Annotated in this window: 14 protein-coding genes; 2 read left to right on the top strand and 12 right to left on the bottom strand. The window is 75.2% G+C overall.

Going from position 1 to position 14862, the window contains the following annotated elements:
• From HH311_RS12940 to HH311_RS33705, 11 genes are all read right to left on the bottom strand, one after another.
• Positions 1–1634, bottom strand: a 1634-nt coding sequence (locus tag HH311_RS12940) for an alpha/beta hydrolase (RefSeq protein WP_169184063.1), incomplete at its 3' end; no start/stop codon positions are given.
• A 158-nt stretch (positions 1635–1792) separates the two neighbouring features.
• Complete coding sequence (locus HH311_RS12935) at positions 1793–2869, bottom strand: ATP-dependent DNA ligase (protein ID WP_169184062.1); 1077 nt, start codon at positions 2867–2869, stop codon at positions 1793–1795.
• A 30-nt stretch (positions 2870–2899) separates the two neighbouring features.
• Positions 2900–3502, bottom strand: a complete 603-nt coding sequence (gene amaP, locus HH311_RS12930) for an alkaline shock response membrane anchor protein AmaP (protein ID WP_169184061.1) — start codon at positions 3500–3502, stop codon at positions 2900–2902.
• A complete protein-coding gene (locus HH311_RS12925; protein WP_169184060.1) occupies positions 3499–4032 on the bottom strand; it encodes a DUF6286 domain-containing protein in 534 nt (177 codons plus the stop codon). Before HH311_RS12925 ends, amaP begins: the two co-directional genes overlap by 4 nt.
• Positions 4033–4037: 5 nt before the next feature.
• Positions 4038–4481, bottom strand: a complete 444-nt coding sequence (locus HH311_RS12920; RefSeq protein ID WP_169184059.1) for an Asp23/Gls24 family envelope stress response protein — start codon at positions 4479–4481, stop codon at positions 4038–4040.
• Positions 4478–4657, bottom strand: coding sequence for a hypothetical protein (locus HH311_RS12915; protein ID WP_169184058.1), 180 nt, complete (start codon positions 4655–4657; stop codon positions 4478–4480). Before HH311_RS12915 ends, HH311_RS12920 begins: the two co-directional genes overlap by 4 nt.
• Positions 4658–4712: 55 nt before the next feature.
• The gene (locus tag HH311_RS12910; RefSeq protein ID WP_169184057.1) at positions 4713–5042 is read right to left on the bottom strand and encodes a hypothetical protein; all 330 of its coding nucleotides are present in this window, start codon (positions 5040–5042) and stop codon (positions 4713–4715) included.
• Entirely contained in the window at positions 5039–5413 is a 375-nt protein-coding gene (locus HH311_RS12905) for a hypothetical protein (protein WP_169184056.1), read from the bottom strand. The genes HH311_RS12910 and HH311_RS12905 overlap by 4 nt, the downstream gene beginning before the upstream one ends.
• Positions 5410–5904 (bottom strand): Asp23/Gls24 family envelope stress response protein, encoded by a 495-nt coding sequence (locus HH311_RS12900; RefSeq protein ID WP_169184055.1) that lies wholly within the window; start codon positions 5902–5904, stop codon positions 5410–5412. The genes HH311_RS12905 and HH311_RS12900 overlap by 4 nt, the downstream gene beginning before the upstream one ends.
• Positions 5905–6133: 229 nt before the next feature.
• Complete coding sequence (locus HH311_RS12895) at positions 6134–6916, bottom strand: pyrimidine reductase family protein (protein ID WP_169184054.1); 783 nt, start codon at positions 6914–6916, stop codon at positions 6134–6136.
• Complete coding sequence (locus HH311_RS33705; protein ID WP_169184053.1) at positions 6913–7413, bottom strand: DUF3072 domain-containing protein; 501 nt, start codon at positions 7411–7413, stop codon at positions 6913–6915. The genes HH311_RS12895 and HH311_RS33705 overlap by 4 nt, the downstream gene beginning before the upstream one ends.
• A 699-nt stretch (positions 7414–8112) precedes the next feature.
• Between HH311_RS33705 and gltB the strand changes: the two genes are divergently transcribed.
• On the top strand, positions 8113–12774 hold the full coding sequence (gene gltB / locus HH311_RS12885; protein ID WP_169184052.1) for a glutamate synthase large subunit: 4662 nt from the start codon (positions 8113–8115) through the stop codon (positions 12772–12774).
• A complete protein-coding gene (locus HH311_RS12880) occupies positions 12767–14230 on the top strand; it encodes a glutamate synthase subunit beta (RefSeq protein ID WP_169184051.1) in 1464 nt (487 codons plus the stop codon). Before gltB ends, HH311_RS12880 begins: the two co-directional genes overlap by 8 nt.
• A gap of 130 nt (positions 14231–14360) precedes the next feature.
• Here HH311_RS12880 and HH311_RS12875 read toward each other — a convergent pair whose 3' ends face one another.
• Entirely contained in the window at positions 14361–14702 is a 342-nt protein-coding gene (locus tag HH311_RS12875) for a hypothetical protein (RefSeq protein WP_169184050.1), read from the bottom strand.
• Positions 14703–14862: the final 160 nt, after the last annotated feature.

Raw genomic sequence — 14862 nt, 5'->3', positions numbered from 1 at the left:
GGCGGGCAGACGGTCTCCTCACGGGGGATCTCGCCGCCGACCAGGAAGTCGTCGACCACTCCCGCGATGCAGGGGGTCCCCGGGTACGCGCCGTGCCCGGCGCCGAGCCACGACACCAGCACCGACCCCTGCATGCCCGCGGCGACACGCTGGCTCTGTGCCAGCGGCACCTGCGGGTCGGAGGCGGTCCCGAGCAGCAGGGTCGGGGTGGCCGTGCCGGCCAGGGGGGCCGGCGCCTGGGTCGGCACCGGCCACGAGGCGCAGGTCAGCGCCCGCTGCGCGAACCATCCGCCGAACACGGGGTCCGCGGTGGCGGAGCGGCGGGCGGCCGCGGCGACCTGGTCGACGGTGGCCCGGTCGGCGTCGTCGTTGCAGGTCTGGACGAGCCCGAGGTCGTACCCCGGGTCCGGGGCCGCCTGCGAGGCCGCGGCGCTGCCGGAGCCGCCGCTGCCGATCCCGTCGCCCGTGCCCTCGTGGGCCTCGGCCAGGCCCAGGACCCCGGAGGGGTCGCCGGCGCGGGCGGCGGCCAGCGCGGCGGCGAGGGCCGACCACGAGCCGGGGTCGCCGAGCGAGTCCACCAGCACGGTCACGACGGTCCCCGCGGTCACCGCGCGGCCCGCGACGGGGCCCGTCGCGTCCGCCGCGGCGGGCAGGGGAGCGGTGTGCAGCCGGCGCACCAGGTCGGTGACCGCGCCCCGCGGGTCCGCCCCGAGGGGGCAGTTGCCGTTCGCGACGCAGGCGGTGGCGAACGCGTCGAGCCCGGCGTTCGCCGCGGCCGCCCGCTGGTCGGAGGCGACCGGCTCGGTGGCGGTCGGGTCGGGCAGCGCGTCGAGGACGAGCCGGCCCTGCGCGCCGGGGTGCGCCTGGGCCCACTGGGCGAGGGTGGACGCCCCGCCACCGAGCCCGACCGCGTTCAGGCGCGTGGCGCCGAGCGCCTGCCGGACCTCCTCGAGGTCGTCGGCGTCGGTCGCCGTCGTGAAGTCGGTGAGCGAGTCCTCGAGCAGCTGCGAGCACGTGCGGGCGGCGCTGCCCGCCGCGGTCGCGAGCGGGGTGAGGGCGGCCGGGTCGGCCGCCGCCGGGTCGGCGTCGTCGAGGGCGGCCCGCGTGGTGGGGGTGATGCAGTCGATCGCGGTCCCGGAGCTGCCGCGCACGTCGACGCCGTAGAGGGTCCGCCCGGCCAGCAGATCGGCGGGCCCCTGGGCCGCGAGCCGGACGGCGGCCTCGGTGCCGGTCCGGCGGCCGGGGTCGCCGAGCACCGCGATCGGCACCGTCGGGGTGGTCGGGGCCGGGCCGATCGTCACGCGGGTGACGTCGACCTGCGCCGCCGACGCCGACGACCCCGCCGCGAAGCCGCCGCCCACCGGCACCGTCGCGCAGCCGGTGCGCACGTCGCGCCCGCCGAGCGCGGCCGGCCCACCGAGGCCGGCGAGCACCGCGCCGGTGCAGTCGGTGAAGTCGAGCGTCGGCGAGGACGGCACCAGCGGTGGCAGCGCGGACGGCGGCGGGGGTGCCGCCGTCGAGCTCGCCGGTGGTGCCGACGGGGCGTCGCTGTTCACCGTGGCGACGGGCGGGCGCTGCGAGGGCCCGACCGCGCAGCCCGCCAGCACGAGCAGGCTCGTCGCCACGGCGAGCACCGCGGCGACCGTGGCCGCCCGGCGACCGTGGGCGGGGCGAGGGGGCGCGGGGCGGATGGTGGGCCTTCCTGGCGGGAGCGACGGTGACGGGGCGGCACGGATGGTGACCGGGTGCCGGTCGTACCACGGTGAGGCAGGCCCCGGACGGTCAGGGGCGCTCAGCGCGCGTCGGGCGTGAGGATCTCGGCGAGGTCGAAGCTGACCGGACGCTCGAGCTGGTCGTAGGTGCACGACTCCGGGTCGCGGTCCGGGCGCCAGCGCACGAACTGCGTGGTGTGGCGGAACCGCTCGCCCTCCAGGTAGTCGTAGCGCACCTCGACCACCCGCTCCGGGCGCAGCGGCGTGAACGAGAGGTCCTTGCCGGCGTTCCAGCGGCTGGTCTCGTTCTTGCGCGGCGTGCGCTCCCCGGCCTCGTGGGCGGCCCAGTTCCACGGGTGGTTCCCGAAGTCGGTGACGAGCGGCTGCAGCTCGGCGAAGAGCTCCCGCCGCCGGGCCATGGTGAAGGCGCCGACGACGCCGACCGAGGCCAGCGTCCCGTCGGCGGTGTACAGCCCCAGCAGCAGCGAGCCGAGCGCGTCGGGCCCCGACTTGTGCACCCGGTACCCGGCGACGACGCAGTCCGCCGTCCGCTCGTGCTTGATCTTGCTCATCACGCGCTTGTCGGGCTGGTAGCGCAGATCGCCCTTCTTGGCGATGAGCCCGTCGAGCCCGGCGCCCTCGAAGCGCACGAACCACTCCCGGGCCTCGTCGACGTCCGACGTCATCGGGGTGACGTGCACCGGGGGCCGGCCCGCCGGTCCCAGCGCGTCCTCGAGGGCCGCGCGGCGCTCGGCGAACGGCCGCGCGGTGAGGTCGTCGTCGCCGAGGGCGAGCAGGTCGAAGGCGACCATGCTCGCGGGCGTCTCCTTCGCGAGCAGGGTCACCCGCGAGACGGCGGGGTGGATGCGCTGCTGGAGGGCCTCGAAGTCGAGGCCCTTCCCGTCGGGGCTCGCGACGATGATCTCGCCGTCGACGACGCAGCGCGGCGGCAGGTGCTCGCGCAGCGCCTGGACGACCTCGGGGAAGTACCGGGTCATCGGCTTGGTGTTGCGGCTGCCGATCTCCACCTCGTCACCGTCGCGGAAGACGATGGCGCGGAACCCGTCCCACTTGGGCTCGTAGTGCTGGCCCTCCGGCACGGACTTCACGGGCTTCGCCAGCATCGGCAGCACCGGCGGCATCACGGGCAGGTCCACGGCGACCAGTCTGGCCCAGGCCGGTCCGGGTCAGAGCACGCGCGGGGCCTTGGAGGCCGCCGCGTCGAGCTCGATGCGCACGGCGGTGGGGATCGCGTCGACCCCGAAGGCGCTCCGGGCGCGGGCGAGCACCCGCCCGTCGACCTCGGCCCACACGTCGCGGACGTCGGCGTCCTCGACCAGCCACAGGACCAGCCGCATCGCGGGCCGCCGCTCGTCGCCGACCAGCCTGACCCGCGCCCGGCTCACCCCGGTGATCGTCTCCGCGTCGGCCCGCACGGCGTCCGCGATCGCGGAGTGCTCCACGGACAGCCGTGCGCCGGGGACGTCGGAGAGCAGGACGTCGGGCCGCGGCTCGGGGCGCAGCGAGCGCAGCGCCCAGATCAGGCCGAGCACCAGCAGCACCACGCCGACACCGATCGCGATCCAGCGGGCGGCGGTCGCGTTCGCGCTGATCCACCCGGTGATCTCGGGGTCGATGAGCGGGCGCTGCGCCCGGTAGGTCCCGAAGACCCCCTGGCCGAGGAGCACGACGAGGACGCCGACGGCGAGCAGGACGAGCCCGGAGAGCAGGACGAGGGTGCGGTCGGAGGCGGTGGACCGCGCGACCGCGGCGCGGGAACGGCGGCTCACTTGACCCCCTTGGTGGCGGCGACGGAGATCGACACGCGCGGCCGGCGCGCGAGCGGGAGGCGGGTGAACAGGGCGTCGACCCGCTCGCGGATCGCCTGGCGGACCACGTCGGGCTCGTCGAGGGTGCCGGCCTTGACCACGACCTTGTTCGACGACGCGACCACCGACGCCGACACCACGTCGGCCTGCGAGCGGACCTCGTGGCCGACGGCCCGGGCCAGCGAGCGCGGCGAGGTGGTGACGGTGACCTCGGGGACCGGGTCGGTGAGCCGGACGTCGTGGCGGCGCGCGACGAGCGCGACCAGGACCACGAGGAACCCGACGACCGCGACCACGATCGCGATGGTCCGCACGGTGCCCGACGACCAGGTGGCCTCGGTGAGCGCGGACCGCCAGCTCGGCCACGGCACGACCAGCGGCGACGACGCCGGTGCGACCCACGCCGTGATCACCTCGAGGAGCAGCAGGACGCCGACGGCGGCCACCACCAGCCCGAGCAGCGGGGAGAGCAGGCGCAGCAGGAAACGCACGACGATCACTCCGTCCGTCGGGTGGGGGCCGGGGGACCGGCCGGGACGGTGAGCGCGGAGACGGTGACGTCGAGCCCTCGCACCCCGTAGCCGGTGAGGGTCTCCACGCGCTCGCGGACGTTCCCGCGGACCGCCTCGACGGTCAGCGCGATCGGCGCGGGGTAGGCGAGCGGGACCTCGAGGCGCAGGTCCACCTGGTCGCCGTAGCCGGAGACCTTCGCGGTGGCCCCGGACTCGCCGAGGCCGACGCCGACGACGCGGCGCTCGGTGCGCACCGTGCCCTCGGTGGAGTCCGCGGCGTACTCGGCGATGCGGCGCACCACCGAGAACGCGATCTCGAGCGCGCCGCGCTCGGCGGGCTCGTCGACCGCGGCCGGCCCGGACGCCGCCGGGGCGGCCGGGCCGACGACCGGCACCGGGGTGGTGTCGTCGCGGGACGGCTCGCTCATCGGTCGCGGCCGCGGCCGGTGAACTGCGTGAGGTCGAGCTCGCCGTCGAGCACGCGCCCGACGACCAGCCCGAGGATGCCCAGGACGAGGGCGATGAAGAAACCGACGAGACCGCCCGCGGCGGCGGCGACGCCCAGCAGGAGGCCGACGAACAAGCCGACCGTGGTGGCACTCATGGGAGGGACCTTCCTCAGGCGAGGGGTGGGTGGGCGAGGGGTGGGTGGAGGGGCGTCAGACCACGCGGCGCGTGCGGACGTGGCCCAGCGGGGCGCGGCCGAGCCATCGCCGGCCGGCCCGCAGGGTGCGGGGCAGGACGTGGCCCGAGACCGCGACGACCGGCGCGTCCAGGCGGGGGTCGTCGTCGGCGATCGTCCAGCGGGGGAGGGGCTCGCCGGGGGCGGGACGGTCGGGGGAGGGACCCGGGTCGGGCTCCCCGACCGCGGCGAACGGCGAGCGGCCCGCCCGGAACGCCTCGAGCCCGGCGCGGAAGACCTCCGGGTCGCCCCCGACGTCCGGGTGGTGACGGCGGGCGAAGGTCCGGAACCGCGCGGCGTCGGTCACCGGACCCGGCTCCCCGGCTCGACGTCGGCGACGACCACGTCGACCCGGCGCGCGCCGGTCTGCGCGGCGACGAGGCCGCGCAGCACGTCCGCGGTCGCGTGCACCGGGGCGCCGAGGCGCAGGACCACCCCGATCCGGGTCGGCTCCTCGCCCTCGCCGAGCACGACCCCCTCCAGGCGCTTGCCCGGCAGGTAGGTCGCGATCGCGCCGTAGGGGCCGGGGCTGAGCCGCACCACGTCGGGGTGGGCCAGCAGCGCGGCCGCGACCCGCTCCGAGAGCGGGCCCCGGCCGGGCGCCGTCCGGTCGTGCGGGGCGGTGGCCCGCACGCCCGCGGCCGCCGCCGGCACCGTGCCCGGTCCGTCGGCCGTCACTCGACGCGCGAGGTCGGTGCCGGCGCCGGCTCCCCGGAGTCGTTGTCGTCGCCGGGCATGTGGATGTCGTTGACCGCGATGTTGACCTCGATCACCTCGAGACCGGTCATCTGCTCGACGGCGGCGATCACGTTGCGGCGCACCGCCCGGGCCAGCTCGACGATCCCGGCGCCGTACTCGACGATGATGTCGAGGTCGATCGCGGCCTGCTTCTCGCCGACCTCGACCTGCACCCCCGCGGCCTGCGAGGTGCCGGTGCCGCCGGGGATGCGCTCGCGGATCGCGCCGAAGGCCCGCGAGACGCCGCCGCCCATCGAGTACACGCCGGAGACCTCGCGGGCGGCGATGCCGGCGATCTTCTGCACGACGCCGGAGGCGATCGTGGTCTTGCCCTGGCCCGAGTCGTCGGCGAGCCGGGACGGGTTGGCGCCGCCGGTGCGGGGGGCCGTCGCCGGCGTGCTGGTCACGGGGGAGTCCGAGGCGGACGTCATGAGGCGCTCCTTCGCGCGGTGGGGACGGACGGTGCCCGTCGGTTATGTCGCCCTCGCGGGCGGCCGACTACCCGTAGGACTCCGCCCGCCGCGGGATCGTCACGGCACATCACTCGAACGGACTAATGAGACCCGTCGGCCGTGCCGCGGGGCGGGTCGACCGCGGTCCTGCGCCGGAGGGTGGGCGGTGGCGCGCCGGCGGCGCCAGGGTCCACGGACCCTGTTCCGGTCATGGCGGGTCCGCCGCGTCCCCCCGGGCCGTCCGGTACCGGAGCAGCAGCGCGTCGTCGTGGGCGACCGCCGAGGCCAGGCGCAGCGGCGTCGGGGGGCCGCCGCCGGCCGGTCCGTCGAGGATCCGGCCCGGCCCGGCCCCGGCGAGCTGCGGGGCGAGGCTCAGGCACAGCTCGTCGACCAGGCCGGCCGCGGCGAACGCGCCGAACAGCGTCGGCCCGCCCTCGCAGAGCACGCGGTGCAGGCCGCGGTCGGCCAGCGCGCCCAGCGCCGCCGCCGGCGCCACGTCGTCCTCCCCGAGCGCCACCACCTCGGCGGCCCCGCCCAGCCGGCGACGCGCCTGCTCCGCCGCGGACGCGGTGGTGAGCAGCAGCGGGGGGACCGCGGTGTCGGTGAGCAGGGCGTCGTCGGGACCGATCGCCGACGCCGTCGTCGTCACCACGGCCACCGGCGGGACCTCCGCCTGCCCCCGCGCCCGGCGGCGGGCCCGGCGCCCGGGGGTGGTCCGGACGCCGCGGTAGCCCTCGGTCCGCACGGTGCCCGCGCCGGCGAGGACGACGTCGGCCAGCTCGCGCAGCAGCCCGAACACCTGGCGGTCCCCGGGGGCCGCCAGCCCGCCGGAGAGGCCGCTCGCCGCGTCCGCCACGGCGCCGTCGGCGCTCGCGACGAAGTTGACGCGGACGAACGGCCGCGCCGGATGGGCCGGGTACGCGTAGACCTCCGCGAGCGCGGCCCGGTCCAGCTCGCCGGGCGGGCCGCCCGGCGGCCAGACGTGTCTCACCCGCGGGCCTTGCCCTGCAGCTCGTCGATCGCCCGCGACGCCTGCGACTTCGTGAGGTCCTTCGGTGGCTCCTCGCCGGCCTGCTGGGCCAGGGTCTCCAGGTAGCTCGCCTGCGGCCCGGTCATCGGCTCCTCCCCGGTGACCCACTGGTCGGTGGGCCGCTCCTGCCGGTCGGGGTTCCCCGCCGGGTCCGATCCCGAGGCCTGCAGGCGCTCGATCTCGTCCGAGGCCTGCGCCTTGGTGAGCCCCTCGGGGACCTCCTCGCCCGCCTGGTGGGCGAGGGTCTCGAGGTAGCTGGCCTGCGGCCCGGTCATCGGTTCGTCCCCCGTGACCCAGTGCGCCGGGTCCTTCTCGGCGGCGGATCCGCCGTCCTGCGTCTTCACCGCGTGCGGATCCGGCGCGTCGTTCGACGGGCGCGTGTCGGCCGTGTGACCACGAGGGTCTTGGCCCGACGGCGTGTCGGACGGCAGACTGTCGCGCGTGTCGGTCTCGCTCATGATGGCTCCCGAGGTCGTGGCCGTCGTGGGTGGTACTGCTCGCACGGGTGAACGCCTCGCGTCGAGGCGCCACAGACGTCCCGCGGCGCCCAGGCGTCGGGAACGTCCCGTGCGGTCGAACAGGCGTTCGACACCATAAGGGCATACCCCGACACCAGGACCCCGATACCCGTCGGTCCCCGCAGATCGGGCTGCGGTGCGGACCGGCGGTGCGCGGGGAGCGGTCGCCGGGCGCGGAGAGCGCGCACCCGCGGCCGGAGACAGCGCCGGCGGGGTCCGCGGGCGCCGCACCACCCAGGGTGACGACGAGGTCACCCGTGGGTGTCGCGCGGGAGCCACGGGCGACGTCCGCGTTGCCGCGACGTGGCGATCAGCACGTTCCCGATCACGGCGGGGGTCGTGCGCAGGGGCTCCGGCACCGTTAACGTCAGGTTGCTTCGGACCACACCACGGAGAGTCCGCCCCGGGCCGGCGGACGAGCCTCCGGCCCGACCCCCGGGACGCCGTCCCCCGACTCCCGCTCCGGCCCACCCCCTCTTCCCAGCCCACACCGGGCGGCGGCCCGGGCCGCTGCCCGCCGAGCACCGGTCGCCCGCCGGAACCACACCGACCCACCGCCCTCCGCACACGCCGCTCGGCCACCCGGGTGCACGTCGCCGCGGAACGGCACACCACCTTCGTCGACGACGGGAGGGGCACGTGGCCACCACCGCCACCGGCACCAGCACGCACGGCCCGCGCGGTTCGCAGCGCCCGGGCCCGCAGGGGCTCTACGACCCCGCGTACGAGCACGACGCCTGCGGCGTCTCGTTCGTCGCCGACATCGCGGGCCGGCGCGAGCACGACATCGTCGCCAAGGGCCTGACCGCCCTGATCAACCTCGAGCACCGCGGCGCCCGCGGTGCCGAGCACGCGACCGGCGACGGCGCGGGGATCCTCATCCAGCTCCCGGACGGCCTCTTCCGCCCCGTGCTCGCCGAGCAGGGCGTCGAGCTGCCCCCGGTGGGGCGCTACGCGGCCGGCACCACCTTCCTCCCGACGGAGGAGTCCGCGGCCGCCGAGGCCCGCGGCATCGTCGAGCGCCTCGCCGGCGAGGAGGGCCTCCACGTCCTCGCGTGGCGCGAGCTGCCGACCGACCCCGACGCGGCGGGCATCGGCCCGGCCGCCCGCGCGGCGATGCCCCGCTTCGCCCAGCTGTTCGTGGGCCTGCCCGACGAGGTCACGACCGTCGTCGACACCCCCAACGCCGGCGACGACGAGGCGGGCATCGTCCTGACCCTCGAGCGCCGCGCCTTCGCGCTGCGCAAGCGCGTCGAGCACGAGACCCGCGCGGCCGGCTGCGACACGTACTTCCCGAGCCTGTCCGGCCGGACGATCGTCTACAAGGGCATGCTCGCCGAGGAGCAGCTCGCGCCGTTCTACTCCGATCTGCGCGACGAGCGCGCCACGAGCTCGATCGCCCTGGTCCACAGCCGGTTCTCGACGAACACGTTCCCGGCCTGGAGCCTCGCGCACCCGTACCGCTACCTGGCGCACAACGGCGAGATCAACACCCTGCGCGGCAACCGCAACTGGATGACCGCGCGCGAGTCGATGCTCGCCACCCGGGCCTTCACCCCGGCCGGCTTCACCGAGCAGGACCTCGACCGGATCTTCCCGGTCGTCACCCCGGACGCGAGCGACTCCGCGAGCTTCGACGAGGTGCTCGAGCTGCTGCACCTCGCGGGCCGCTCGCTGCCGCACGCGGTGCTGATGATGATCCCGGAGGCGTGGGAGAACCACACCGAGATGGACCCGGCGCGGCGGGCGTTCTACCGCTACCACTCGACGATCATGGAGGCCTGGGACGGCCCGGCGCTCGCCGCGTTCACCGACGGCTCCGTGATCGGCGCGGTCCTCGACCGCAACGGGCTGCGCCCGGCGCGGTACTGGGTCACCGAGGACGGCCTCGTCGTCCTCGGGTCGGAGGTCGGCGTCCTCGACCTCGACCCGGCCACGATCGTCCGCAAGGGCCGCCTCGAGCCGGGCCGCATGTTCCTCGTCGACACCGTCGGGCGCCGCATCGTCGACGACGACGAGATCAAGGGCGAGCTCGCCGCCGAGCACCCCTACGACGAGTGGCTGCACGCCGGGATGCTCGACCTGGCCGACCTCCCCGCGCGGGAGCGCGTGCCGTTCGACCACGACGTGCTCGTCCGCCGCCAGCAGACCTTCGGCTACACCGGCGAGGAGCTGACGCTGCTGCTGCGCCCGATGGCCGTCGGCCAGGGCGAGGCCACCGGGTCGATGGGCAACGACGCGCCGCTCGCGGCGTTCTCGTCCCGCAGCCGGTCGCTGTTCGACTACTTCACCCAGCTCTTCGCGCAGGTCACCAACCCACCGCTGGACGCCTATCGCGAGGAGCTCGTCACCTCGCTGCAGGTCTCGCTGGGCTCGGAGACCAACCTGCTCGAGGTCTCCCCGGCCTCCTGCCGCCGCGTGGTGCTGCCGCTGCCGGTCATCGACGACGACGAGCTGGCCCAGCTCGTCGGCATCAACGACGACGGCAACCTGCCCGGGTTCGCCCCGCACGTGGTGTCCGGGCTCTACCGCGTCGCCGGCGGGGGCGAGGCACTCGCCGGGCGCCTCGCCGAGATCCGCGAGGAGGTCTCGGCGGCGGTCGCCGACGGGGCCCGCGTCATCGTGCTCTCGGACCGCAACTCCGACGCCGAGCGCGCCCCGATCCCGTCGCTGCTGCTGACCGGCGCGGTGCACCAGCACCTGGTGCGGGAGAAGACGCGCACCCAGGTCGACCTCGTCGTCGAGGCCGGCGACGTGCGCGAGACCCACCACGTGTCGCTGCTGCTGGGCTACGGCGCCTCCGCCGTGAACCCCTACCTGGCGCTCGACTCCGTCGCCGACCTCATCGACCGCGGCGTCATCACCGGCGTCGGCGTGCCCACCGCCACCCGCAACGTCGTCGAGGCGCTGGCCAAGGGCGTGCGCAAGGTGATGAGCAAGATGGGCGTCTCGACGGTCGCGTCCTACATCGGCGCGCAGATCTTCGAGGCCGTCGGGCTCGGGGAGCAGGTCATCGCCGACTGCTTCGCCGGCACCACCTCGCGGCTGGGCGGCATCGGCTACGACGTCCTCGCCGAGGAGGTCGCGGTCCGCCACCGGCTGGCGTGGCCGGCCGACGGGGTGCGCGCCGCCCACCGCGAGCTCGCGGTGGGCGGGGAGTACCAGTGGCGCCGCGAGGGCGAGCTGCACGTCTTCAACCCGCACACCGTGTTCAAGCTGCAGCACTCCACCCGGACGCAGAGCTACGACGTCTTCAAGGAGTACACGGCGGCGGTCGACGAGCAGAGCTCGTCGCTGCTGACGCTGCGCGGGCTGTTCGGCTTCAAGGAGCGGACCCCGGTGCCGATCGAGGAGGTCGAGCCGGTCTCCGAGATCGTGAAGCGGTTCGGCACCGGCGCCATCTCCTACGGGTCGATCTCCCAGGAGATGCACGAGGTCCTCGCGATCGCGATGAACCGGCTCGGCGGGCGCTCCAACACCGGCGAGGGCGGCGAGGACCCCGACCGCTTCACCCGCGACGCGAACGGCGACTCGCGGCGCTCCGCGGTCAAGCAGGTCGCGTCCGGACGGTTCGGCGTCACCAGCGAGTACCTGGTCAACGCCGACGACATCCAGATCAAGATCGCGCAGGGCGCGAAGCCCGGCGAGGGCGGGCAGCTGCCCGGCCACAAGGTCTACCCGTGGATCGCGAAGACCCGGTTCTCGACGCCGGGCGTGGGCCTGATCAGCCCGCCGCCGCACCACGACATCTACTCGATCGAGGACATCGCCCAGCTCATCCACGACCTCAAGAACGCCAACCCGGCGGCGCGGGTCCACGTCAAGCTGGTGTCCCAGGTCGGGGTCGGCACCGTCGCCGCCGGCGTCTCGAAGGCCAAGGCCGACGTCGTGCTCATCTCCGGCCACGACGGCGGGACCGGCGCGTCGCCGCTCTCGTCGATCAAGCACGCGGGCGGGCCCTGGGAGCTGGGCCTGGCCGAGACCCAGCAGACGCTGCTGCTCAACGGGCTGCGCGACCGCATCGTCGTGCAGACCGACGGGCAGCTGAAGACCGGCCGCGACGTCATGATCGCCGCGCTGCTCGGCGCCGAGGAGTTCGGCTTCGCCACCGCCCCCCTGGTGGTGAGCGGCTGCATCATGATGCGGGTCTGCCACCTCGACACCTGCCCGGTCGGCGTCGCGACCCAGAACCCGGCGCTGCGCGCCAAGTTCACCGGCAAGGCCGACTACGTCGTGGCGTTCATGGAGTTCATCGCCCAGGAGGTGCGCGAGCACCTGGCGGCGCTGGGCTTCCGGACGCTGGCGGAGGCGATCGGGCACACCGAGGTGCTCGACACCCGGGCCGCCGAGTCGCACTGGAAGGCCGAGGGCCTCGACCTGGGGCCGATCCTGCACCGCCCCGAGATCCCGGAGAACTTCGCCGGGCAGACGCTGCACCAGTCGAAGACCCAGGACCACGGGCTGGAGAAGGCGCTGGACCACACGCTGATCCAGCTGGCCGAGGGCGCGCTCGCCGACGGCTCGCCGGTGCGCCTCGAGCTGCCGGTGCGCAACGTGAACCGCACCGTCGGGACGATGCTCGGCTCCGAGGTGACCAAGCGGTGGGGCGGCAAGGGCCTCCCCGACGACACCATCGACGTCACCTTCACCGGCTCCGGCGGGCAGTCGTTCGGCGCGTTCCTGCCGCGGGGCGTGACCCTGCGCCTGGTCGGCGACACCAACGACTACTGCGGCAAGGGCCTCTCCGGAGGGCGGATCACCGTGCGCCCGCACCCGGAGGCGCAGCTGACCGCGGAGGACAACATCGTCGCGGGCAACGTCATCGCCTACGGCGCCACCGCCGGCGAGCTCTTCCTGCGCGGGAAGGTCGGCGAGCGGTTCTGCGTGCGCAACTCCGGGGCGCACGCGGTGGTCGAGGGCGTCGGCGACCACGGCTGCGAGTACATGACCGGCGGCCGCGCGGTGATCCTCGGCCCGACCGGCCGGAACTTCGCCGCCGGCATGTCGGGCGGCGTGGCCTACGTGCTCGATCTCTGCGAGGCCCGCGTGAACCACCAGATGGTGGAGCTCGAGGTGCCCGACGCCGCCTCCCTGGACGAGCTGCGGGTGCTCGTCGAGAAGCACTACGACGCCACCGGGTCCGCCGTGGCCCACCAGCTCCTCACCGACTGGGAGGCCGCCGCGCTGCGGTTCACCAAGGTGATGCCGGTGGACTTCAAGCGGGTCCTCGAAGCCACCGCCGACGCCGAGCGCGACGGGCGGGACGTGAACGACGCGATCATGGAGGCCGCTCGTGGCTGACCCCCGCGGATTCCTCACCACCGGCCGCGAGCTGCCGCGTCGCCGGCCCGTCGACCTGCGCCTGCGCGACTGGCACGAGGTCTACGAGGAGTTCAACGAGACCACGCTCCGCAAGCAGGCCGGGCGCTGCATGGACTGCGGCATCCCGTTCTGCCACCAGGGCTGCCCGCTCGGGAACATGATCCCGGAGTGGAACGACCTGGTGTGGCGCGACGACTGGTCCGAGGCGATCGAGCGCCTGCACGCCACCAACAACTTCCCGGAGTTCACCGGGACGCTGTGCCCGGCGCCCTGCGAGGCGGCGTGCGTGCTCGGGATCAACTCCGACCCGGTGACGATCAAGCAGGTCGAGATCGAGATCATCGACCGCGCCTGGGAGGAGGGCTGGGTCCGCCCCGAGCCGCCGGAGACGAGGACCGGGTTCTCGGTCGCCGTCATCGGGTCCGGCCCGAGCGGGCTCGCCGCCGCCCAGCAGCTCACCCGCGCCGGCCACGACGTCACGGTGTACGAGCGGGCCGACCGCATCGGCGGGCTGCTGCGCTACGGCATCCCCGAGTTCAAGATGGAGAAGCGCCGGCTCGACCGCCGCCTCGAGCAGATGGCGGCCGAGGGCACGCACTTCGTCGCCGGTGTGGAGGTCGGCGGCTCGGGCGAGCACGACCTCTCGGTGGAGGAGCTGCGGGCGCGCTTCGACGCCGTCGTCCTCGCCGTCGGGGCCACCGCGTGGCGCGACCTGCCCATCCCCGGGCGGGAGCTCGCCGGCATCCACCAGGCGATGGAGTACCTGCCACCGTCGAACCGGGTGCAGCAGGGCGACTACGCGCGCTCGGACATCGACGCCGAGGGCAAGCACGTCGTCGTCATCGGCGGCGGCGACACCGGCGCGGACTGCGTCGGCACCGCCCACCGCCAGGGGGCCGCGTCGGTCACCCAGCTCGAGATCATGCCGATCCCGCCGTCGGAGCGGCCCGCGTCGAACCCGTGGCCGACCTACCCGGCGATCTTCCGGGTGTCCTCGGCCCACGAGGAGGGCGGCGAGCGGCTGTTCTCGGTGAACACCGAGGAGTTCCGGGGCGACGAGCACGGCAACCTGCGGGCGCTGCAGCTGGTGGACGTGCAGCGGGTCGGCGGGAAGTTCGAGCCGGTGGAGGACTCCGCCCGGGAGCTCCCGGCCGACCTGGTGTTCCTCGCGATGGGCTTCCTCGGGCCGCAGAAGGAGGGCCTGCTCGACGCGCTGGGCGTGGAGTACGACGACCGCGGCAACGTGCACCGGGACGCCTCGTACCAGACCACGGTGCCGGGCGTGTTCGTCGCCGGCGACGCGGGCCGCGGGCAGTCGCTCATCGTGTGGGCGATCGCCGAGGGCCGCTCGGCCGCGGCGGGCGTGGACACCACGCTGACCGGCCGCGACGTCCTCCCGCGGCCGATCAACCCGGGGGACCGGGCCTTCGCCTGACTCGGCCCCAGGCGCTTGATCAGGAGCACGTGGGGCAGGTCCGCCGGCCGTCGGGGCTGCGTGGTGTGCCCCTCGGGTCGACCCGCCCGGCGGGCACCCTCGCCCGGGAACCGGCAGGGCGAGCCGCCCGTCAGGCGGAGCGGCTCACGATCGGGCCGGTGTTGATCGCGGGCACCGTCACCTGCAGCCGGTGCGCGGTGACCTGCCAGAACCGCCGACCCGGATCCACCTGGCGCCACGACTCGGCCGCCTCGTGCACCTCGTCCTGGGACAGCCCGTCCCGCGGCACGACCGCGACGGGGGCGCCGCCGCGCGGGCCGGGCAGCCAGCGCCGCCGGGGGGCCGGCTGGGGTGCGAGCGCGGCGCCGAGCGCGGCCCAGGCGTCGACGGCGCTGCCGTGCACGCTGACCGTCGTCGGGCCGACACCGTCCCCGAGCAGCACGGTGTAGGCGCTGACCGCGTCGTACGTCACGGACCCTCCTCACGCCCCGACGATCGGGGCTCGTTGCGTCCTGACCCAGACAACGGGGCCCGGCGCGGTGCAGCCAGCGGGCACGCGGGGTGTCGCGCCGAGCTGAACCGATTCCGCGCCGGGTGGTGCGCCTGATCGAGGCCTCACTCGACAGGACGTA

It is taken from the genome of Actinomycetospora sp. TBRC 11914 (genome assembly GCF_012933465.1).
In the GTDB taxonomy this organism is placed as follows: Bacteria; Actinomycetota; Actinomycetes; order Mycobacteriales; family Pseudonocardiaceae; genus Actinomycetospora.
The sequence above is the reverse complement of the archived record's forward strand: the minus strand, read 5'-3'. Positions and strand labels throughout refer to the sequence as shown.